Annotated in this window: 16 protein-coding genes; 14 read left to right on the top strand and 2 right to left on the bottom strand. The window is 73.8% G+C overall.

Annotated elements, in window-relative coordinates:
- The first annotated feature begins 1,547 nt into the window (after positions 1–1,547).
- The 12 genes from H9640_RS14480 (at position 1,548) to H9640_RS14425 (ending at position 14,887) form a co-directional block, all read left to right on the top strand.
- Complete coding sequence (locus tag H9640_RS14480; protein ID WP_307824063.1) at positions 1,548–2,327, top strand: tetratricopeptide repeat protein; 780 nt, start codon at positions 1,548–1,550, stop codon at positions 2,325–2,327.
- Positions 2,324–3,340, top strand: a complete 1,017-nt coding sequence (locus H9640_RS14475; protein WP_191791393.1) for an HAD-IIA family hydrolase — start codon at positions 2,324–2,326, stop codon at positions 3,338–3,340. The genes H9640_RS14480 and H9640_RS14475 overlap by 4 nt, the downstream gene beginning before the upstream one ends.
- 114 nt (positions 3,341–3,454) lie before the next feature.
- The gene (locus H9640_RS14470) at positions 3,455–3,685 is read left to right on the top strand and encodes a hypothetical protein (protein WP_191791426.1); all 231 of its coding nucleotides are present in this window, start codon (positions 3,455–3,457) and stop codon (positions 3,683–3,685) included.
- Between the two features lie 2 nt (positions 3,686–3,687).
- On the top strand, positions 3,688–4,686 hold the full coding sequence (locus H9640_RS14465) for a TlyA family RNA methyltransferase (RefSeq protein WP_191791392.1): 999 nt from the start codon (positions 3,688–3,690) through the stop codon (positions 4,684–4,686).
- On the top strand, positions 4,683–5,678 hold the full coding sequence (locus tag H9640_RS14460) for an NAD kinase (RefSeq protein WP_191791391.1): 996 nt from the start codon (positions 4,683–4,685) through the stop codon (positions 5,676–5,678). Before H9640_RS14465 ends, H9640_RS14460 begins: the two co-directional genes overlap by 4 nt.
- A 2-nt stretch (positions 5,679–5,680) precedes the next feature.
- Positions 5,681–7,429 carry a DNA repair protein RecN gene (gene recN, locus H9640_RS14455; protein WP_191791390.1) on the top strand — a complete coding sequence of 583 codons (1,749 nt, stop codon included), beginning with the start codon at positions 5,681–5,683 and terminating at the stop codon, positions 7,427–7,429.
- Between the two features lie 5 nt (positions 7,430–7,434).
- Complete coding sequence (gene steA / locus H9640_RS14450; RefSeq protein WP_191791389.1) at positions 7,435–8,619, top strand: putative cytokinetic ring protein SteA; 1,185 nt, start codon at positions 7,435–7,437, stop codon at positions 8,617–8,619.
- Between the two features lie 82 nt (positions 8,620–8,701).
- Positions 8,702–9,775 carry a copper transporter gene (locus H9640_RS14445; RefSeq protein WP_191791388.1) on the top strand — a complete coding sequence of 358 codons (1,074 nt, stop codon included), beginning with the start codon at positions 8,702–8,704 and terminating at the stop codon, positions 9,773–9,775.
- Between the two features lie 5 nt (positions 9,776–9,780).
- A complete protein-coding gene (locus H9640_RS14440; RefSeq protein ID WP_318243786.1) occupies positions 9,781–10,752 on the top strand; it encodes a hypothetical protein in 972 nt (323 codons plus the stop codon).
- A complete protein-coding gene (gene murJ, locus H9640_RS14435) occupies positions 10,749–12,437 on the top strand; it encodes a murein biosynthesis integral membrane protein MurJ (RefSeq protein ID WP_225227228.1) in 1,689 nt (562 codons plus the stop codon). The genes H9640_RS14440 and murJ overlap by 4 nt, the downstream gene beginning before the upstream one ends.
- A gap of 127 nt (positions 12,438–12,564) precedes the next feature.
- The gene (locus tag H9640_RS14430; protein ID WP_307824065.1) at positions 12,565–14,241 is read left to right on the top strand and encodes a CTP synthase; all 1,677 of its coding nucleotides are present in this window, start codon (positions 12,565–12,567) and stop codon (positions 14,239–14,241) included.
- A 1-nt stretch (position 14,242) separates the two neighbouring features.
- Positions 14,243–14,887: an NUDIX domain-containing protein gene (locus H9640_RS14425; RefSeq protein WP_191791387.1), complete on the top strand. Its 645-nt coding sequence runs from the start codon at positions 14,243–14,245 to the stop codon at positions 14,885–14,887.
- 96 nt (positions 14,888–14,983) lie between these two features.
- Here the strand turns inward: H9640_RS14425 and H9640_RS14420 are convergent, their stop codons facing one another.
- Both H9640_RS14420 and H9640_RS14415 read right to left on the bottom strand, forming a co-directional pair.
- Positions 14,984–17,281, bottom strand: a complete 2,298-nt coding sequence (locus tag H9640_RS14420) for an exo-beta-d-1,3/1,6-glucosidase (protein WP_191791386.1) — start codon at positions 17,279–17,281, stop codon at positions 14,984–14,986.
- A gap of 170 nt (positions 17,282–17,451) precedes the next feature.
- Complete coding sequence (locus H9640_RS14415) at positions 17,452–18,024, bottom strand: TetR/AcrR family transcriptional regulator (protein WP_191791385.1); 573 nt, start codon at positions 18,022–18,024, stop codon at positions 17,452–17,454.
- A gap of 74 nt (positions 18,025–18,098) precedes the next feature.
- Between H9640_RS14415 and H9640_RS14410 the strand changes: the two genes are divergently transcribed.
- Both H9640_RS14410 and H9640_RS14405 read left to right on the top strand, forming a co-directional pair.
- Positions 18,099–18,722 (top strand): sugar O-acetyltransferase, encoded by a 624-nt coding sequence (locus H9640_RS14410; RefSeq protein WP_191791384.1) that lies wholly within the window; start codon positions 18,099–18,101, stop codon positions 18,720–18,722.
- 233 nt (positions 18,723–18,955) lie between these two features.
- A complete protein-coding gene (locus tag H9640_RS14405) occupies positions 18,956–22,195 on the top strand; it encodes an ATP-binding protein (protein WP_191791383.1) in 3,240 nt (1,079 codons plus the stop codon).
- Positions 22,196–22,223: the final 28 nt, after the last annotated feature.

Below are 22,223 nucleotides of genomic sequence, written 5' to 3'. Positions count from 1 at the left end.
GAGACGGGGTGGGAGAGTAGGTCGCCGCCGGACAACCATTCACCAAAGGCCCACCCCTCACGGGGTGGGCCTTTGGCGTGCCTGTGACCTACCGGGCAAGCCCCCACGACCCTGCTCGTGGGATGATGAACGTCAGTGCATATCGAAGGGACACCGCTGTGAACGACAGCCCAGAACGTCACGCCGACGACCGCGACCGTAGGTCTTCCGGGGCAGGGCGGTCCGGCGACACCGGTCGTTCCTCCGGCTCTCAGGGCCGTGGTCAGGGAGCGCCCCGTCGCGACGGAAGCTCGAGCAAGCCCCCGCGCGCCGGCGGCGACCGCCGCCAGGACTCCGGCGAGCGCCGTTCCTACGGTGACCGCCCCCAGTCCTCGGGCTCCGGCGAGCGTCGCTCTTACGGTGACCGCCCTCAGTCCGGTGGCGGGTCCTACGGTGGCGGCGAGCGCCGTTCCTACGGTGACCGTCCGCAGTCCTCGGGTTCCGGTGAGCGCAAGAGCTACGGTGACCGTCCGCAGGCTGGTGGCGGGTCCTACGGTGGCGGCGAGCGCCGTTCGTACGGTGACCGTCCGCAGTCCTCGGGTTCCGGTGAGCGCAAGAGCTACGGTGACCGTCCGCAGTCTGGTGGCGGGTCCTACGGTGGCGGCGAGCGCCGTTCCTACGGTGACCGCCCGCAGTCCTCGGGCTCTGGCGAGCGCCGTTCCTACGGTGACCGTCCGCAGGCTGGTGGTGGGTCCTACGGTGGCGGCGAGCGTCGCTCTTACGGTGACCGTCCGCAGTCTTCGGGCTCTGGTGAGCGTCGCTCCTACGGTGACCGTCCGCAGTCTTCGGGCTCTGGCGAGCGCCGTTCCTACGGTGACCGTCCGCAGTCTTCGGGCTCTGGCGAGCGCCGTTCCTACGGTGACCGTCCGCAGTCCTCGGGTTCCGGTGAGCGCCGTTCCTACGGTGACCGTCCGCAGTCCGGCGGTGGCGAGCGCAAGAGCTACGGCGACCGCCCGCAGTCCGGTGGTGGGTCCTACGGTGGCGGCGAGCGTCGCTCTTACGGTGACCGTCCGCAGTCTGGTGGTGGGTCCTACGGTGGCGGCGAGCGCCGCTCCTATGGTGACCGTCCGCAGTCTGGTGGTGGGTCCTACGGTGGCGGCGAACGCCGTTCCTACGGTGACCGCCCGCAGTCCGGCGGTGGCGAGCGCCGTTCCTACGGTGACCGCCCCCAGTCCGGTGGTGGGTCCTACGGTGGCGGCGAACGCCGTTCCTACGGCGACCGCCCCCAGTCCGGTGGTGGGTCCTACGGTGGCGGCGAACGTCGCTCCTACGGTGACCGTCCGCAGTCCGGCGGTGGCGAGCGCAAGAGCTACGGCGACCGCCCGCAGTCCGGTGGCGGGTCCCACGGCGGCGGCGAGCGCCGTTCCTACGGTGACCGCCCGCAGTCCTCGGGCTCCGGTGAGCGCAAGAGGTACGGCGACCGCCCGCAGCGTGCAGGAGACCAGGGCGAGCGCCAGTCGCGTCCGCCGCAGGACCAGCGTCACGCTGGCCCTGAGATCGACGAGGCCGTGCAGTTCTCGGACCTCGATCGCGACGTGCGCGGTCGTCTGCGGACGCTGAGCAAGGAGAACGCGACGGTCGTCGGGCGCCACCTCGTCATGGCCGGCAAGCTGATCGACACCGACCCCGAGCTGGCTTACGAGCACGCACAGGCTGCGGTGCGCCGCGCCGGCCGCGTCGACGTGGTCCGTGAGGCCGCAGGGCTGACGGCTTACCAGACGGGCCGGTATGCCGAGGCGCTGCGCGAGCTGCGCACCGTGCGTCGTCTCAACGGATCGTCGGAGCACCTGCCGATCATGGCGGACTGCGAGCGCGGGCTGGAGCGCCCCGAGCGAGCGATCGCCCTGGCCGCCTCGGAGGAGGCGAGCACCCTCGACGCCACGGGTCGTACGGAGCTCGCTCTCGTCGTGAGCGGTGCGCGCGTCGACCTCGGCGAGTTCGAGGCCGCACTCGCGGTGCTCGACCAGATCCCCGCGGCCGACGCCACGGGTGATCTCGCCCTTCGTGTGCTGCAGGCCAAGGCCAGCGTCCTGGAGGCCGCAGGCCGCACCGAGGAAGCGGCTGCGATCCTCGCGGACGTCGACCCCCGTGCGCTGGCCGCTGCCCTCGGCACGTCCCTCGACGAGGACGTCGTCGTCTACGACCTGACCGAGGACGCCGTCGAGATCGACGACGAGGCGGACAGCGACGACGAGACCGACGACTCGGCCGCGACGTCGACGGACGAGCCCGCGGACGAGAAGGACGCTGCGGCGTCGGGCGTGGAGAGCGACGAGGAGACCAAGTGAGCCTGGGGCTGATCTCGAGCGACGTCCCGCTCGCGGAACGCTACGACCTGGCCCTCGTCGACCTCGACGGCGTCGCCTACCGCGGGCACGAGCCCATCCCGAACGCCGCGACCGGCCTCGGGGGAGCTCGTGCCGCGGGCATGCGCCTCGTGTTCGTGACGAACAACGCGTCGCGCGAGCCGCAGTCGGTGGCCTCGCAGCTCACCGAGCTCGACATCCCCACGTCGTCCGACGAGGTCATGACCGCCGCACAAGCAGCGGCCGCGCTCCTGCGGACTCGCCTGGAGCCGGGCGCCCGTGTCCTGGTGGTCGGTGGTGCGGGCCTGTTCACGGCCGTGCACGACGCGGGCTTCGTGATCGTCGAGAGCGCCGACGAGGAGCCGGTCGCGGTCGCGCAGGGGTTCGCCCCCGAGCTCGGCTGGGCCCAGCTCGCCGAGGCCGCCTACGCGGTCCAGCGGGGTGCTTGGCACGTCGCGAGCAACCTCGACCTGTCGCTGCCCACGGCTCGGGGCTTCGCGCCGGGCAACGGCTCGCTCGTGCGTGCCGTCCAGGCTGCGACGGGGGTCGAGCCGTCGAGCGCGGGCAAGCCCTCGCCGACGATGTACCGGCTCGCGATCGAGCGAGCGGGAGCGTCCTCACCGCTCGTCGTGGGTGACCGCCTGGACACCGACCTCGCGGGCGCCCGCTCGGGCGGCTACCCGGGCCTGCACGTCCTGACGGGTGTCAACGGGGGCCGCGACGCGGTCCTCGCCGAGCCTGGGCTGCGCCCGCACTACATCGGTGCGGACCTCCTGAGCCTCCTCGAGCCGCACGCGGCGCCCACCCAGGGCGGCGAGGGCTGGTGGACGTGCGGCGACTCCGCCGCGCGTGTCACGGACGGCTCGCTCGAGCTGACCGGCCCCGAGGGCGTCGACCTGATCCGTGCCGCGTGCGGCGCGGCCTGGTCGACGGTCGACACGGGCGGCACGGTCGACGCCGACACCGTGCCCGAGCTGGCTGTCGGTAGCCGCTGAGATCCTGTCCCGACCGGTAGCGTTGCACCGGTGCGGCGACGCGCGCCCCTCGTGGCGGCGCCCGCCGTGCCGGTGCGACGCACCGCACCCTGGACACGGACTGGAGGTACACGCATGGCGCAGGACACCGTCGACGACGGCGTTCCCACCTCAACCCCCGTCCCCACCCCCGGGGACGTGCGGACCGGTGCGACGGCGTCGGGCAGCGACCCGGGCGACGACGCGGTCGCGGCGGCGCTCGGCCGGCTCGACGAGCTGGCCGAGGCACCCCTGACCCACCACGTCGCGGTGTTCGACGCGATCCACGAGGCCCTGCAGGCGCGCCTCGCGGACGCGGAGGACTGAGCGTGGGCACACGCGTCGACGCCGAGCTCGTCCGCCGCGGCCTCGCCCGGTCACGGCGCCAGGCCGCCGACCTCGTCGCCGCCGGACGCGTCACGATCGACGGCCGGACCGTCGCCAAGCCCTCGCTCACCGTGACGCAGGCGCAGTCGATCACCGTCGAGCTGGACCCCACGGACCCGGGCTACGCCTCCCGGGCCGCGTTCAAGCTCGCCGGAGCGCTCGACGCGATCACCGCCGCGGCCCCGGGCAGCGCCCCACGGGTCGCGGACGCGTCGTGCCTCGACCTGGGCGCCTCGACGGGCGGCTTCACCGACGTCCTGCTGCGCCGTGGTGCGCGGCGGGTCGTGGCGGTCGACGTCGGGCACGACCAGCTCGTGCCCGCCCTGCGCGAGGACCCGCGCGTCGTGGTCCGTGAGGGCTTCAACGTCCGCGACCTCGCCCCCGGTGACCTCGACGAGACCCCGGACGTCGTCGTGGCCGACCTGTCGTTCATCTCGCTGCGTCTGGTCCTGCCGCCCGTCGCCGCGGTCGTGGCTCCCGGCACGCACCTGCTGCTCATGGTCAAGCCGCAGTTCGAGGTCGGACGCGAGCGCCTCGGCACCGGGGGAGTGGTCCGCGACCGGACCCTGCACGCCCACGCGGTGCTCGACGTGGCCCTCGACGCAGCCGCGCTGGGGCTCCGGCCCGTCGGCGTGGTCCCCAGCCCGCTGCCCGGGCCCAGCGGCAACCGCGAGTTCTTCGTGTGGTTGCGCGCGACGGACGCACCCGCGCCGCCCGACGTGCCGGCGCTCGAGCGCGCGGTCGAGGCCGCGGTGTCCTCGACCGTGACGACCGTCCCCGTCGTGGCACTGGTCGGCGGGAGCGTCGCCCACGTCACGTCGCCGCCGGACGCGCGCGGGCGCGCGGACCTGACAGACTCGCAACCGGTGCCCGACGACGGCGCGCCCACCCAGGACCGCGGCACCGCCGTGGACCCACGACCGACCGGAGGAGCCCTGTGACCAGGAGAGTGCTGATCGTCACGCACGGTGGACGGCCCGAGGCGGTCGTCGCGCTGCACGAGGCGGTCAAGGAGCTCCAGGACGCGGGCTTCGAGGTCGGGCTGCACGACGACGACCTCGCCGAGACGTTCGGCGACCACATGGCCCAGCTGCGCACGAGGGAGGGCGTCGCGGAGTCCGAGGTCGTCATGGTCCTCGGTGGTGACGGGACGATCCTGCGTGCCGCCGAGCTCACGCACGGCACGGGGGTCCCGCTGCTCGGAGTGAACCTCGGCCACGTGGGCTTCCTCGCCGAGGCCGAGCGTGAGGGCCTGCCCGCCGCCGTCCAGCGCCTCGCCGCCCGCGACTACGTGGTCGAGGAGCGCGGGGTGCTCGAGGTCCGCGTCACGCTGCCCGGCGAGGACGAGCCACGGATCGGCTGGGCGCTGAACGAGGCGACGGTCGAGAAGGCGTCCCGCGAACGCATGATCGAGGTCGCGATCGGGGTCGACGGCCGGCCGCTGTCGTCGTTCGGCTGCGACGGCGTGGTCATGTCGACCGCGACCGGCTCGACGGCGCACGCGTTCTCGGCCGGGGGACCGGTCGTATGGCCCGACGTCGACGCGATGCTGCTCGTCCCGCTCGCGGCGCACGCCCTGTTCGCGCGCCCGCTCGTCGTCGGCCCACGCTCGACCTTCGCTCTCGAGCTGCTGCAACGCTCGGGCGCCGCGGTGCTCACGTGCGACGGTCGTCGCCGCATCGACCTGCCGGCAGGCGCCCGCGTCGAGGTCTCGCGCGGGGACTCACCGATCCTCCTGGCCAGGCTCTCCACGGCTCCCTTCACGGACCGGCTCGTCTCCAAGTTCTCGCTGCCGGTGGTCGGTTGGCGCGGCCGCGTCGCCGAGGACGCCGCGGACGCTGTCCGCGTCGCCCGCCAGGCCGCAGCCGACGCCGTCGACGCCGCACGGCTGGGCAGCCCGCGTCCCACCGCTCCCGACCCGAAGGAGGACTGACCGTGCTCGAAGAGATCTCGATCGAGAACCTCGGCGTCATCCGCTCCGCGCGCGTCCCCCTCCACCCCGGACTGACCGTCATCACGGGCGAGACCGGCGCCGGCAAGACCATGGTCCTGACCGGCCTGGGCCTCCTCATGGGCGGCAAGGCCGACCCGTCGTCGGTCCGCCCCGGCGCGACCGGTGCCGTGGTCGAGGGGCGCCTGCGAGTGAGCGGGCGCGACGCCGTCGGGCAGCGCATCGACGAGGCCGGCGGGAGCGTCGACGACGACGGGACGGTCGTCGTCCTGCGCACCGTCGCGGCCGAGGGGCGCTCGCGCGCGCACCTGGGCGGCCGCAGCGTGCCCCAGGGCGTGCTCGCGGACATCGCCGACGACCTCGTCACCGTCCACGGCCAGGCCGACCAGCTGCGCCTGCGCACGCCGAGCCACCAGCGCGTCGCGCTCGACGCGTTCGCGGGGCGCGCGCACGCCGAGCTGCTCGACGAGTACCGGGCGGCGTGGGCCGAGCGCACCGGCCTGCTCGAGGAGATCGCCGACCTCACGGCCCGCGCCCAGGAGCGCGCGCGCGAGGCGGAGCTCCTGCGCATCGGCCTCACCGAGATCGAGCGGGTCGACCCGCAGCCCGGCGAGGACACCGAGCTGACGTCGCTCGTCGCGCGTCTCGGGAACGCCGAGGAGCTGCGCCTGGGAGCCCAGGCGGCCCACGACGCGATCGTGGGTGACGACGCCCTCGACGGGACGGACGCGCCCGGCGACGCGACGTCGGCCGTCGAGCGCGCCCGGCGTGCGCTCGAGACCGCGAGCCACCTCGACCCGAGCCTGGCCGGGCTCGTCGAGCGCATCGCGGGCGTCGGCTACGCGCTCGCCGACATCGCGACCGAGGTCTCGGGCTACGTCGAGGACCTCCAGGCAGACCCCGGGGGCCTCGAGCAGGCGCACACGCGCCTGGCCGCCCTGGGCGGGCTCACCCGCACCTACGGCGAGACGATCGACGACGTCCTGGCCTGGGCCAGCGACGCCGGGCTGCGACTGCTGGACCTCGACGACGGCGGCGAGCGCCTGCGCTCGATGACCGAGCGGGCCGACGAGCTCACCGCGACGCTGTCCGATCTCGGCGCCCGGATCACCGCCGCACGCACCGCGACGGGGGAGCGCCTCGCGCGCGCCGTGACGGACGAGCTCGCGGGGCTCGCCATGACCGGTTCGAGCCTCGTGGTCGACGTGACCCCCGCCGACGAGCCCGGCCCGTGGGGCGCCGACGTCGTGACGCTCTCGCTCGTCCCGCACCCCGGCTCCCCGCCGCGCCCGCTCGGCAAGGGTGCCTCGGGCGGTGAGCTGTCCCGCGTGATGCTCGCGATCGAGGTGGCGCTGGCCACGTCGGGCGCGGACGCGGGCACCGACGACGCCGCACCGCTGCCCACGTTCGTCTTCGACGAGGTCGACGCGGGCGTCGGCGGCCGGGCGGCCGTCGAGGTGGGCAGACGCCTCGCGTCCCTGGCCCGCACTGCCCAGGTGATCGTCGTGACGCACCTCGCGCAGGTCGCCGCGTTCGCCGACTCCCAGCTCGTGGTCACCAAGTCGCCCGGTGGCGCGGACGGTGTCGACCCGGTCACGGTCACGGGCGTGCACGAGGTCACGGGCGAGGACCGCGTCCGCGAGCTGGCGCGCATGCTCTCGGGGCAGGAGGAGTCCGACGCCGCCCGCCAGCACGCGCTCGAACTGCTCGAGTCCTCGGTCGTGGGACGATAGCGGCGATGAGAATCACTCTGCGCAGAACTACGTCCGACGTGGCGGAACCGGGAACCAGGGGTCCCGCCCGCGTCGATGCCCGCACCAAGGCACTCACCAAGCGGCTCAAGCCCGGTGACGTCGCGGTCATCGACCACCTCGACATCGACCGGGTCGCGGCCGACGCCCTCGTCACCGCCAAGCCCCTCGCGGTGCTCAACGCCGCGAAGTCGATCTCGGGCCGCTACCCGAACCTCGGTCCGGAGATCCTGGTCGACGCCGGGATCATCCTGATCGACGACCTCGGCAGCGGCATCATGAGCATCTCGGACGGTCGCGAGCTGCGCCTCGAGGACGGCAAGGTCTACGCGGGCGAGGACCTGCTCGCCGAGGGCGTGCGGCAGACCTCCGAGACGATCGCGGTGAGCCTCGACGAGGCCCGTGCAGGGCTGTCCGAGGAGATCGAGCGCTTCGCCGAGAACACCATGGACTACATGCGGCGCGAGCGGGAGCTCCTGCTCGACGGCGTGGGCGTCCCGGACATCCGTACCGACATCGAGGGCCGGCAGGTCCTCATCGTCGTGCGCGGCTACCACTACCGCGAGGACCTCGCGACGCTGCGCCCCTACATCAAGGAGTACCGCCCCCTGCTCATCGGGGTCGACGGCGGCGCCGACGCGATCCTCGACGCCGGCTGGAAGCCCGACATGATCGTGGGCGACATGGACTCGGTCTCGGACCGCGCGCTCTCGTGCGGTGCCGAGATCGTGGTGCACGCCTACCGTGACGGCAAGGCTCCGGGGCTCGAACGGGTCCAGGCGCTCGGCGTCGAGCCGGTGGTCTTCCCGGCGACGGGCACGAGCGAGGACATCGCGATGCTCATGGCCGACGACAAGGGAGCAGAGCTCATCGTCGCCGTCGGCACGCACGCGACGCTCGTGGAGTTCCTCGACAAGGGCCGCTCGGGCATGGCCTCCACGTTCCTCACGCGCCTGCGCGTGGGCGGCAAGCTCGTCGACGCCAAGGGCGTCTCGCGCCTCTACCAGCACCGGATCTCGAACCTGCAGCTCACGCTGCTGTCCCTCGCGGGGCTCTTCGCCGTGATCATGGCGATGTGGTCCACCGCCGCCGGACAGACGGTCTTCGGCATCATCGGCGCCCGGTTCGACGACTTCGTCTCGTGGATCGGCGCACTGTTCGGGGGCGCATGAGCCGCCGGACGACCGACCTCATCTCCCTGACGCGCACCGATCGCACGTCGCCCCGTACGGACACGAAGGACGCAACAGCACAGTGATCGACTTCAGGTACCACATCGTCTCGTTGATCTCGGTCTTCCTGGCGCTGGCGGTCGGGATCATCCTGGGCGCGGGTCCGCTCCAGGGTGCGATCGGTGACCAGCTCACGGGACAGGTCGAGCAGCTGCGGCTCGAGCGCAACGAGCTGCGCGACCAGCTCGACGCCACGAACCTCGAGGCCGCCGACAACGAGGAGTTCATCGTCGCGGCCGGCCCCCAGCTCGTCGCCGGCTCCCTCCAGGACCGCCGGGTCGCCGTGGTCGACCTCGGCAAGGTCGACGGCGACCGCTACGAGGCCGTGCAGAAGCAGCTGGAGAGCGCCGGCGCGAGCGTCGTCGGGCACGTCCGGCTCCACGATGCCTGGACGTCGAAGGACCAGACGGACGCACGCAAGACCGTCGCGACCGAGGTGACCAACCTCGTGTCCGGTGTCGAGGACGCCGGGACCGACGAGAAGCTGGCTGCCGCGCTCGCCACGTCGCTCAGCGCGAAGCAGCTCGCCGCCCCCGAGGCCCGCACCTCGGAGGCCGTGCTGATCGAGCAGAAGCTGGCCGAGGCAGAGCTCCTCGAGGTCGTGCAGCAGCAGGACGTGCCCGCCGACGTCATCCTTCTCCTGGAACCCCAGCCGAAGGCCGTCCCTGCGGCCGGCACGACGGAGGAAGCCTCCGTCGACGAGGCCAAGGCCTACGCGGTCGACATCGAGGTCCTGCTCGCCCAGGCAGCGCAGGCGCGGTCCGAGGGCTCGCTCGTCGCGGGCTCGACCCCCGTGCCGGGCGACCTGATCTCGACCATCACGGCCGACGCCGACCTCGCGGCGGTCCTCTCCACGGTCAGCGGTATCGAAGAGCCTGCCGGTCAGATCTCGGTCCCGCTGGCTCTCGCGGCACGCCTGGGCGACAAAGTCGGTCAGTTCGGCTTCGAGGAGGGCGCGACGGCGGTCATCCCGCCGGCCGTCCAGCTCCCGCCCGTCGACCGCGCGCCCCTCGGGGCCCCGGGCACGGCCACCGACACCGGCGACACCGGCACGACAGGCGACACCGGCACGACCGGCGAGCAGACGGAGGGCTGAGACCAGTGGGCACCTTCCTGCGCGCCGTCGGCGCCGCACTCACCTCGGCCACGGCCACGGCGACCGCCCGCGCGTACCTCGACGCCACCCCGCCCGGTGGGGACGAACGCTGGACCCGGACCAACCACCGTGGGGAGCCCATCAGCCTGCTCGAGGGCCCGGCGGTCGCCGCGGGTCTCGTGGCAGGGGCTCTCGTCGCAGGACCCGACGCCCGCACCCGCACCGCGGCCGCACTGGCGACCGTGGGAGGCGGCGCGTTCGGGCTGGTCGACGACCTCGCCGAGGACGCCTCGACCCGGACCAAGGGCATCAAGGGGCACGTCGGTGCGCTGCTCGAGGGGCGAGTGACCACGGGGGGCCTCAAGGTCCTGGGGATCGGGACGACGTCGCTCACGGCGGCCTTCGTCGGTACGCGCCGGACCGGCTCGGCCCTCGGGTACCTGACGGACGTCGCGGTCAACGGCTCGATCGTCGCGCTCAGCGCCAACCTCTTCAACCTTCTCGACCTGCGTCCCGGGCGCGCGCTCAAGGCGGGCGCCGCCCTGGCGGTCCCGCTCGCGGCCACGCCCGTAGGAGCGACGTCGGGCGCGGTGCTCGGTGCGGCGGCCGCAGCCGCTCCCGGCGACCTGGGCGAGCGCGACATGCTCGGCGACGGGGGCGCGAACGCGCTCGGCGCTCTGGTCGGCACGCAGATCGCGTTCGGTGCGCCACGGCCGGTGCGCCTGCTCGCGCTCGCCGGCATCCTGGGCCTCAACGTGGCGAGCGAGAAGGTCAGCTTCTCGAAGGTCATCGACGGCAACCGGGTGCTGCGCCGCGTGGACCAGTGGGGCCGCCGTCCGGCGTCCACCACTGGGGCGTCCACCACTGGGGCGTCCACCACTGGGGCGTCCACCACTGGGGCGTCCACCACCGCCACCCCCGCCAGCACCGCGACGACCACCGACCCGTCGCCGTCCGGACAGGACGCACCGGCTTGAGCGAGGACGTGACGCCGGGCCCGGAGACCGCGCCCGCGCCACGACCCGCACGCGGCTCCCGGCTGCGTGCGGGCACGCAGACGCTCGCGGGCGCGGCGCTCATGATCACGGTCGTGACGATCGCGAGCCGGCTGGTCGGCTTCGCCCGGTCGCTGGTCATGGCGTCGGCGGTCGGCACCGAGGGCATCGGGACGGCGTACACGTCGGCCAACATCCTGCCCAACGTCCTGTTCGAGGTCGCGGCGGGCGGTGCGCTCGCGGGCGCGGTCGTCCCGCTGCTCGCCGGGCCTATCGCGCGAGGTGCCCGCGTCGACGTCTCGAAGATCGCGTCCGCGCTGCTCGGCTGGACCCTCCTGGTCCTGGTCCCGCTGGGCGCCCTCCTCGCTGCGCTGGCGTACCCCATCGCGTACGTGCTGATGGGCAAGCACCCCGATCTGGTCGACGTCACGGCGCTCTTCGTGCGCGTCTTCGCGCTGCAGATCCCGATGTACGGGTTCGCCGTGATCCTCGGCGGGATCCTCCAGGCCCACAAGCGCTTCTTCTGGCAGGCCTTCGCACCGCTCGTCTCGAGCCTCGTGGTCATCGGGGTGTACCTGGTGTTCGCGGGCTTGGCGGACGGGGACCAGAACGACGTGGCGGCGCTGTCGTCGAGCGCGATCGCGTGGCTGGGCTGGGGGACGACGCTCGGGGTCGCGGCGCTGGCCCTGCCTCTCGTCCTGCCCGTCGCGCGCACCGGCACCCGGCTACGCCCGATCCTGCGCTTCCCTGGCGGTGAGGGCGTCCGGGCCCGCAACCTCGCGTTCGCCGGGGTCGGGGCGCTCGTCGCGCAGCAGGTCTCTGTGCTCGCGGCGATGTACGCGGCGAACACCTCCGGGCCCGAGGCGACCTTCCCGACGTACTTCTACGCGCAGCAGGTCTACCTGCTGCCGTACGCGGTGCTCGCGTTCCCGCTCGCGACGAGCGCGTTCCCTCGCCTGGCCGAGCACGTCGCCCAGGGGAGCCGCGAGCTCTTCGACGGGCTGCTGGCGTCGACGACGCGCACCCTGCTCCTGGTGTCCGGGGTGGGTGTGGCGGCGCTCGTGGCGGCCTCGGCCGCGGTCGAGTCGGTCTTCGACGTCGTCACCGGCTCGTCAGTTGAGGGCCTGGGCGTGGCCACGGCCACCATGGCGCCGGGCATCGTGGGCTTCGCCCTGATCCTGCACCTGTCGCGCGCTCTCTACGTCCTGGACCGTCAGCGCGCGGCCGTCGTGGCGACCGCGACCGGCTGGGTGGTCGTCGCCGTGCTGGCGGTCGTGGGCCCCGCGGCGCTCGGGGAGGGCGACCAGGTGAGGGTGCTGGCGCTCCTCGGCCTCGCGACCGCGGTGGGCATGACGGTCGCGGGCCTTCTGCTCCTGCTCGCGGTGCGTCGGCACGCCGGCCCGGAGGCGGTGGCCCACGTGCCGCGCACCGTCGCCGTCGTGATCCTGGGCGTGGCGCTCGGCAGTGCGGCAGGACGGGGCCTCAGCGCGGTCCTCCTGCCCGACGACGCGCACGTTGCGGCGGCGCTCGCCGTCGGCGTCGGGGTTGCCGTCCTGGCGGCCCTCGTCGTGGTCGGGCTGGCGTTCGTCGCGGACCGGTCGTCCGTCGTCGGGCTGGTGCGGCGCGGGCGGGGCACGGCACCCGCCGACGCGAGCCCGGACGCCTGACGGGCTGGGCGGTACCCGCCCGCCGGGCGCAGACTGGAGGGCGAACAGCCCGACTGAGAGTCATCCCACGGTCGCGGACCCCCGGATCCGGAGCGGCCCCGACGAGTCACTGTTAGGATGGAGTTCCGTGGCAGATCACCTGAACAGACCCCACGCCCTCACCGGCGGCCGCTCGGACCACAGCACCCGGCACATCTTCGTGACCGGCGGCGTGGCCTCCTCTCTCGGTAAGGGGCTGACGGCTTCGAGCCTGGGTCGCTTGCTCCGATCCCGTGGCCTGAGCGTCACGATGCAGAAGCTCGACCCCTACCTCAACGTCGACCCCGGCACCATGAACCCGTTCCAGCACGGCGAGGTCTTCGTGACCGAGGACGGCGCCGAGACGGACCTCGACATCGGGCACTACGAGCGATTCCTCGACGTGGAGCTCCCGGCCTCGTCCAACGTGACGACGGGCCAGGTCTACTCGCAGGTCATCGCCAAGGAGCGTCGCGGCGAGTACCTCGGCGACACGGTGCAGGTCATCCCGCACATCACCGACGAGATCAAGTCGCGCATGCGCGCCCAGGCGGGCGAGGGCGTCGACGTGATCATCACGGAGATCGGCGGCACGGTCGGCGACATCGAGTCCCAGCCCTTCCTCGAGGCCGCCCGTCAGGTCCGGCACGAGCTCGGCCGTGACGACGTCTTCTTCCTGCACGTCTCCCTGGTGCCGTACATCGGCCCGTCGGGCGAGCTCAAGACCAAGCCGACGCAGCACTCGGTCGCCGCGCTGCGCTCGATCGGCATCCAGCCCGACGCGATCGTGCTGCGCGCGGACCGTGTGGTCCCCGAGCCCGTGAAGCGCAAGATCGCGCTCATGTGCGACGTGGACAACGAGGCCGTGGTCAACGCGATCGACGCGCCGAGCATCTACGACATCCCGCGCGTGCTGCACTCGGAGGGCCTCGACGCGTACGTCGTGCGCCGTCTGGGCCTGGCGTTCCGCGACGTGGACTGGGACGGGTGGTCGCAGCTCCTCGAGCGCGTGCACCAGCCCGAGCACCAGGTCGAGGTCGCGCTCGTCGGCAAGTACATCGACCTGCCGGACGCCTACCTGTCCGTGACCGAGGCGCTGCGTGCGGGTGGCTTCGCCAACGACGCGAAGGTCACGATCCGCTGGGTCCCCTCGGACGACTGCCAGACGCCCGAGGGCGCCGAGGACGCGCTCGGCGGGGCCGACGCGATCCTGGTCCCGGGCGGCTTCGGCGTGCGCGGCATCGAGGGCAAGCTCGGCGCCCTGCGCTGGGCCCGCGAGAACAAGGTCCCGACGCTCGGCATCTGCCTGGGCCTGCAGTCGATGGTCATCGAGTACGCGCGCAACGTGCTGGGCATCGAGGACGCGTCGTCGAGCGAGTTCGACCCGGAGAGCAAGAACCCCGTCGTGGCCACGATGGAGGAGCAGCTCGCGATCGTCGACGGTGGGGGCGACCTGGGCGGCACCATGCGTCTGGGCTCGTACGAGGCCGCGCTGCGTCCTGGTTCCGTGGTCGCCAAGACCTACGGTTCCGAGTCGGTCACGGAGCGTCACCGTCACCGCTACGAGGTCAACAACGCCTACCGTGCGCGCCTCGAGGAGGCCGGCCTGGTCATCTCGGGCACCTCGCCCGACTCGTCGCTCGTCGAGTTCGTCGAGCTCCCGGCCGACGTGCACCCGTACTACGTGAGCACGCAGGCGCACCCCGAGTTCAAGAGCCGCCCGACGCGTGCCCACCCGTTGTTCGCGGGCCTGGTCGCGGCGGCGCTCGAGGCTCGGACGGCCTGACGTGAGCGTCCGCCCGCTCGCTGACGTCCCGGTGGCCCGGGACGTCAGCGCGGAGCGTGTCCTGCACGCGGGCCGCATCTTCGACCTGCGCTCGGAGTCCGTGGACCTGGGCGAGGGCGGCGTCGTGACGCGCGAGTTCGTCGACCACCCCGGTGCGGTCGCGATCGTCGTGCTCGACGAGGACGAACGGGTCCTGCTGCTGCACCAGTACCGGCACCCGGTGCGGCGCGAGCTGTGGGAGCCGCCGGCCGGTCTGCTCGACGTGGACGGGGAGGACGCGCAGGCCGCGGCCGCCCGGGAGCTGCTCGAGGAGGCGGACCTGCGCGCTGCGCGCTGGGACGTCCTGGCGGACTACTACACGTCGCCGGGCGGCAGCAACGAGGCCCTGCGGGTCTTCCTCGCGCGTGACCTGTCGCAGGTCCCCGAGGCCGAGCGCCACGAGCGTGAGGCCGAGGAGCTGGGCATGGAGCTGCGCTGGGTGCCGCTCGACGAGGCCGTGTCCGCGGTCCTTGCGGGGGACCTGCACAACCCGTCGGCCGTCGTCGGGATCCTGGCGGCCGCCGCCGCGCGCGCGACCGGCTGGTCCGCCCTGCGCCCGGCCGACAGCCCGTGGCCCGAGCGGCGCGGGGGAGACCCGCGCGCCTGAGGCGCGTACCGCAGCACTGCCACGAAGGGCCCGACGGCGTCACGCGCCGTCGAGCCCTTCGTCGTACCCCCGGGGTGGTGGCCCGGGGTGCTCGCCTCAGCTCGTGACCGTGAAGCCCGCCACGAGCAGCGCCTCGTCGCGCGACGACGGTCCGACGAGCAGCTCGAACGCGCCGGGCTCGACGACGCGCCGACCCTGGGCGTCGACGAGCGTGCAGTCCGCGACGGCGACCTCGAGGTCGACCACGAGCGACTCGCCCGGGGCGAGGTCGACCTGCCGGTACGCCTTGAGCTCCTTCTCGGCCCACGTCACGGACGTCACGGTGTCGCGCACGTAGACCTGGACGGTCTCCCGGGCCGGCCGCGCGCCCGTGTTGGTGACCGTGACCTGCGCGTGCACGGTGTCGTCGAGCCCCAGCGCGGTGTCGAGGACGGTCAGCGCCGAGTACTCGAGCGTCGTGTAGCTCAGGCCCTCGCCGAACGCGAAGGGCGGGCGCTGCGTGAGGTCGGCGTAGCGGGTCCCGTGCTGGCCGGGGAGCTGGTTGTAGTACACGGGAAGCTGCCCGACGTGCTCCGCGAACGACAGGGGCAGGCGGCCCGACGGCTCGACCAGACCGAGCACGAGCTCGGCGATCGCCCGCCCGCCGCGCATGCCGGGGTTGGCGGCCCACACGATCGCGGCCGCGTCGCGTGCCGAGGGCGGCAGGACGAGCGGCTTGGACGCGAGCACCACGACGACCAGCGGGGTCCCGGTCGCGGCGAGCGCGTCGAGGAGCGCGACCTGTGCGCCCACGAGGTCGAGCGTCGCGGTCGACCGTCCCTCGCCCACGAGCTCGATCCGGTCCCCGACGACTGCCACGACGTAGTCGGCGTCGTGCGCGGCCGCGACGGCCTCGGCGATCAGGTCGGCGTCCGGTGCGGCGGGCAGCACGACCTGGGGGCGGGGCTGCCCGTCGGGGAACAGCTCGCCGTCCGGGTCGGGGACGAGCGTCAGGATGTCGGCACCTCGTGCGTGCGTGACGGTCCACCCGGCGGGGACGTGGTCGCGGAACCCGTCGAGCACCGTCTGGGTCATCTCGCGCGGGTGCCCGTCGGGCAGCCAGTCGGCCTGACCGGACCGTCCGGCCCAGTCGCCGAGCTGGGTGTCCGGGTCGTCCGCGTTGGGCCCGACGACCGCGATCCGGCGTACGGGGCGCCCCGGGGCGTCGGCGCGGACCGCGCGTCCGTCCGGCCCGGCGACGTGCCCGCCGTCGAGCGGGAGGGTGCCGTCGTTGGTGAGCAGGACGAGCGAGCGCCGCGCGACCTCGAGGTTGAGGTCCGCGTGCTGCGCGCAGCCGATGACCTCGGCCTGCCGGGCCGGGTCGGGGCGGCGTGGGTCCTCGAACAGGCCGAGCTCGAACTTCAGGGTGAGGATGCGTGCCACGGCGGCGTCGAGGTCGACCTCGTCGAGCAGCCCCTGGCGGACGGCGTCCTGCGCTCCCTCGAAGAACTGCGGGGTCGTCATGACCATGTCGTTCCCCGCGCGGACCGCCGCGGCCGCGGCGTGGGTGTGGTCGGGCTGGATGTGCTGCTCCCAGACCATGCGTCCCACGTTGTCCCAGTCGGTGACGAGGGTCCCGGTGTAGCCCCACTCGCCGCGCAGCACCTCGCTCAGGAGCCAGTCGTTGACCGTGATCGGGACGCCGTCCATCGATTGGTAGCCCAGCATGAAGGTTCGGCACCCCTCGCGCGCGACGCGCTCGAACGGCGGGAGGAACCAGGAGCGCAGCTTGCGTCGTGAGATGTCGGCCTCGCTCGCGTCGCGCCCACCCTGGGTCTCGGAGTACCCGGCGAAGTGCTTGGCGGTCGCGAGGATCGCCGTCGGGTCGCTCAGACCCTCGCCCTGGTACCCGCGGACCATCGCGGACGCGAGCTCGCCGATGAGGAACGGGTCCTCGCCGAACGTCTCGCTGACCCGGCCCCAGCGCAGGTCGCGCGTGATGCACAGGACGGGCGAGAAGGTCCAGTGGTTGCCGGTCGAGGCGACCTCGACCGCTGTGGCCCGGGCGACCTGCTCGAGCAGCCCGGGGCTCCAGGTCGCGGCCATGCCGAGCTGGGTCGGGTAGATCGTCGCCCCCTCCCAGAACGAGTGCCCGTGGATGCAGTCCTCGGCGATGAGCAGGGGGATCCCGAGGCGGGTCGCGGACGCGAGCTCGTGGGCGCGCAGGACGTTCTCGGGGGAGGTGTGCAGGATCGAGCCGACGTGGATCTCGGTCACGAGCCGCTCGACGCCGTCGGCCGCGTTGAGCTGCATCATCTGTCCGACCTTCTCCGCGAGCGTCATGCGGCCGACGAGGTCGGCCACGCGGGAGGGCACCGGGAGGGTGGGGTCCTGGTAGAGGAGGCGGTCGGGCATGGGGTGTCCCTTCGAGACGACGACGGTGGCGCGGGGCGGAGGTCCGGGGCGGTGGGCCGGGGGGCGTCCGCGGGCGGTCCGAGAAAACCATACACTGATAGGTAAATGGTCCGACGCGAAGGAGCGAGAGGGTGGAGGGACGCCGCCAGAACCCCCGGCGCGGCCGTGGACTAGGGCCGCGCCAGGCCGAGCACGTCGTACAGCAGCGTGTCGAGCGGGCCCTCGAGGCTCGCTTCGTCGTCGACCATCCACTGGAGCTGCGCTCCGTCGGCGGTCGCCAGGATCAGACGGGCGAGAGCGTCGGGGTCGAGGCGCCCGGGCAGCTCGCCGGCCTCCTGCCGGGCGACGACGTCGTCGCGCAGCGTGGCCCGCAGACCCGCGTACCGCTGGGCCAGGACCTCGTGCGCCGGGTGCTCACGGTCGCGGGCCGCGGCCGTGAGGGACACGAACAGCTCGACGAGGCCGGGGCGCTCGGCGTTGCCCCGGACGTTCTCGGCGAGCGTGCGGGGAGCGTCGTGGTGCAGGGGCCGACCGGTCTGGTCCCGTCGCACGATCACCTGGGTCAGCAGGTCCTCGCGCGAGTCGAAGTAGTGCATGACCCCCGCGACCGTGAGCCCGCAGCGCGCCGCGATGGTCCGCAGGCTCGTGCCGCGGTACCCCTCGTCGGCGAAGACCTCGAGCGCGACGTCGAGGATCTCCTCGCGCTTGAGCCGCCCCTTCGCGTACACCCCGTCCCTCGCCACCCGACGATCCTATGCGTGACCGCACCCTGCCGACCGGTAGCGTGCGACGCCCACCGAACGACCAGGAGACCACGATGACCACCGAGCAGTACCGCTCCGTCCGAGCACGCATGAACACGGGCGAGCCCTACGTGGACTTCGGAGACGGCCTGGAGCAGCTCGAGGCCGAGCGCGTCGCGGGCAAGGAGCTCGCCTACGACTTCAACCACTCACGACCGGGCCAGGTCGCCGAGCGTGCCGCCATCCTGGGCGAGCTGTTCGGGTCGATCGGCGAGGGTGTGTGGATCGAGCCGCCGCTCAGCGTGTCCTACGGGTCGCACGTGCACCTCGGGGACCACGTCTACGCCAACTTCGACCTGGTCCTCGTCGACGACGCCGACATCCACGTCGGTGACCGGGTCCTGTTCGCCCCGCACGTCACGATCGCCACGGCCGGCCACCCCCTCTCGCCCGAGGCCCGTCGCGGCGGGTCCCAGTTCTCGCTGCCCGTGCGCATCGAGGACGACGTCTGGATCGGGTCGAACGTCGTCGTCCTGCCCGGGGTCACGATCGGCGCGGGCTCGGTCATCGGCGCCGGCAGCGTCGTGACGCGCGACGTCCCGCCGCGCGTGCTCGCGCTCGGTTCGCCGTGCCGTGTGGTGCGTCCGGTCGACGACCAGGACCGCGAGGCGCTCGCCGCGGGGACGCCGGTCGCCTGACGCGGACGGACCCGTGCCCGACGGCGTCGCGCTCCGTCGGGCCCCGGCGTCACCTCCAGGGTGCGCGGCCCGCGCGCACTAGAGTGTGGCGGGTGTCCTCGTCGGTTCCGCGCCCTCGCGCTCTCGTCCTCGGGCCGGTAGTCGTCGAAGGGCGCCACGGGGCCCTCGTCGCTCCCTCCAGCGCTCGCGCGAGAGCCCTGGTCGTCGCGCTCGTGCTCGCGCAGGGTCGGACCGTGAGCGCCTCGGCGCTGATCACGGACCTCTGGCCCGACGAGCAGCCGGCCGACCCTCGTGCGGCGCTCCAGAGCCTCGTCTCCCGCACGCGCGCCGTGCTGGCCGAGGGGGCGCTCGTCTCGGCCCCCGGCGGCTACGTGCTGCTCACCGAGAGCGACCTCGACGTCGCTCGCGAGCGCACCCGTGAGGCCGCGGTCGCGCTCGCGGCGGGAGACGCCCTCGGGGCCGTCGCGTCCGCACGCGCGGCGCTCGACCTGTGGCGGGGCGAACCCGGCGACGACCTGCTCGACCTGGTCGGCAGCCCGGTCGGTGAGGATCTCGTCGCGACGGCCGAGCGCCGCCGCGCCGAGGCAGAGCAGGCCCTCCTCGACGCCCTCCTCGCCGCGGGCGACCACCAGGACGCCGTCGGGTGGGCCGAGCGAGCGGTCGAGCGGGCGCCGCTCGACGAGGACGCGCACCTCGCGCTCCTGCGCGCCTACGTGGGCGCCGGCCGCTTCGCCGACGCGCTGCGCACCTTCGGGGCGCTGCGCACCCGGCTCGCCGACGAGCTGGGCGCCGACCCGCGTGCCGACCTGGTCGCGCTCAACACGGGCATCCTGCAGGGCACCGCCACGACCACCGCCACCACTCCCGTCGCCGCCGGCAGCGGCAGCACCGACGGCACCGCAGCCCTCGCGCCGTCGTCCCGCCCACCACGCCGCGGCACGGTGCTCGGTCTGCGTGCGGCGCCCAACGCCCTGGTCGGGCGCGAGGCCGACGTCGTCACGATCCTCGGCCTGCTCGCGCGCTCCCGGCTCGTCACGGTGCTCGGGCCGGGCGGGATGGGCAAGACCCGGGCCGTCCAGGAGGTCGCGCGCCGCGCGGGCGCGACGACCCCGCTCGTGGCCGTCGTCGAGCTCGCCAGCGTGCGCACGGGCCAGGACATCGGCCTGGCCCTCACGTCCGCCCTGGAGATCCGTGACACGCGCGGCCTGCGGCTCGGGGACCAGGTCGCGCGCACCGAGGTCCACGAGCTCGTCGCGGACCGCCTCGGGGAGGCCGAGACCCTGCTCGTGCTCGACAACTGCGAGCACGTCGTGGACGAGGCCGCCGCGTGGGCCGCCGAGCTCCTCGCCGTGGCCCCCGGGCTCACGATCCTCACGACCAGCCGGTCACCCCTGCAGGTCGGCGGCGAGCAGGTGCACCCTCTCGAACCGCTCGCGACGACCGGCGTCGTGGGCGGCGGGGCAGGGCCCGCCGTCGAGCTCTTCCGCGCCCGGGCGCTCGCGGCCCGCCCCGGCGCCGACCTGCCCGACGACGTCGTCGAACGGCTCTGCGCGCACCTCGACGGCCTGCCGCTCGCGATCGAGCTCGCTGCGGCGCGCGTGCGCACGCTGTCCGTCCAGGAGATCGAGCGCCGCCTCGACGCCCGCTTCGCGCTGCTCACCACGGGCGACCGCAGCGCCCCCGCGCGCCACCGGACCCTGCACGCCGTCATCGACTGGAGCTGGAACCTCCTCACCGCACCCCAGCAGGAGCTGCTGCGCCGCCTGTCCTTGCTGCCCGACGGGTTCGGCGTGCAGACGGCCCAGGCGGCCTCCGCCGTCGGGCTCGACGATGTCGAGGCGCTCGTCAACCAGTCCCTCCTGACCGTGACCGACGAACCTCTGTGCCGCACCGTGCGCTACCGCATGCTCGAGACCGTGCGTGAGTTCGGCGCGCTCGCGCTCGACGAGGCCGGTGAGCGCGAGACCGCCCAGGAAGCGACCTACCGATGGGCGGTCGACCTCGCACGTCGCGAGGTCGCCCGCCTCGAAGGGACCACGCAGGTCCCCGCGATGCTCGCCCTGCGCGTCGAGCAGGAGAACCTCCTGCACGTGCTGCGCACGGTGCTCGCGGCCGACCGCGCCGACGTGGTCCTGCCCGTCTTCCACGCGCTCGGCCTGCACTGGTCCCTGCGCGGTGCGCACACCGAGGTCGTCGGGCTCGGCCGCGACGTGCTGCGCGTCGTCGCGGGCTGGCAGGGCAGGCTCGTGCGGGGCATACCGGACGTCCCCGTCGAGCAGCTCACGCGCGAGGCGGGCATCGTGCTGTTCCTGCTCACCGCCTCGACGCCCAACGGGGACCCGGCCACCGGGGTCCGGGCCGCGGCGAGGCTGCGGCGCCTGCACCGCGACGCCGACATCGGCTCGCGCGCGGCCGCGCTCACCGACCTCCTGGCCGACGCGGGCGACCCGCTCGGCATGGGGCCGCGGCTCGCCGAGCTCCACACGTCCGACGACCCGTTCGTCGCGCTCGTGGCTCATCTGCTCAGCGCGCAGCTCTCGGAGAACAACGGACGCCTCGACGAGGCGATCGCCCAGGTCACGGTCGCGCACGGGTTCGCGACGCGCACCCAGGACACGTGGGGAGCCGCGACGTCGGCGCTCTTCCTCGCCCAGCTCGCGAGCGAGCAGGGCGACGCCGCGCGGGCGCTCGAGTGGGTGGACACGGCCCGCGAGGGGCTCGGCAGGCTGCACGCCGACGAGGACCTGCGCCAGCTCGACTGGCTCGAGGCGACCAACCTCGCGCTCGTCGGGCGCGTCGCGGAGGCAGAGCCGCTGTTCACGTCGCTCGTCGAGACCGACGACGACCCCGTGCCCTCCGGGATCGGGGGGACCGCGCACGAGCTGCGCTCGATCGGGCACGCCGGGCTGGCCGAGATCGCCGTCGCCCGCGGTGACCACGCGCGCGCCCTGGCCGAGCTCGAGGCCGCCAACGCGGCGGTCGGGAGCGGGGCCGCGCGGCGCTCGCCCTGGTACACGATGTTCGCGGCCGGCTGGCTGTCGACCCTGCTGCTGCCCGCGCCCGGGACGACCGGGCCGTGGGAGCCGGACGCGTTGCCCTCGGCCCAGGCCGAGCGCCTGGCCCGCGAGCTGCGGGTGCGGATGATCGCCGGTCATCGCGCCGCGCCCGGCATGGTCGACTACCCCGTCCTCGGCACGGCCGCGCTCGCCCTCGGGGCGTACCTGTGGGCCTCCCCGGGCCTCGACCGGGTCGACGACGGGCTCACCCTCCTCGAGCTCGCGCGCCGCATGGGAGCACGCCAGGACGTTCCCTCGCTCCGCACGCCCGCGCACGTCGCCTGGGCGCGCACCCTGCACGGTGACGCGCACGTGGACGAGGTGCGCGACGCCGTGGGGCAGCTGGGGCACGACGACCTGCCCGACCGGGTCATCAAGATCCTGCGCACCGCACCCTGGACCCGGCCCACGGCATGACGGGCGGGCGGTGCCCCGGCAAGATCCG

It is taken from the genome of Oerskovia gallyi (genome assembly GCF_014836745.1).
Taxonomy (GTDB): Bacteria; Actinomycetota; Actinomycetes; order Actinomycetales; family Cellulomonadaceae; genus Oerskovia; species Oerskovia paurometabola.
The sequence above is the reverse complement of the archived record's forward strand: the minus strand, read 5'-3'. Positions and strand labels throughout refer to the sequence as shown.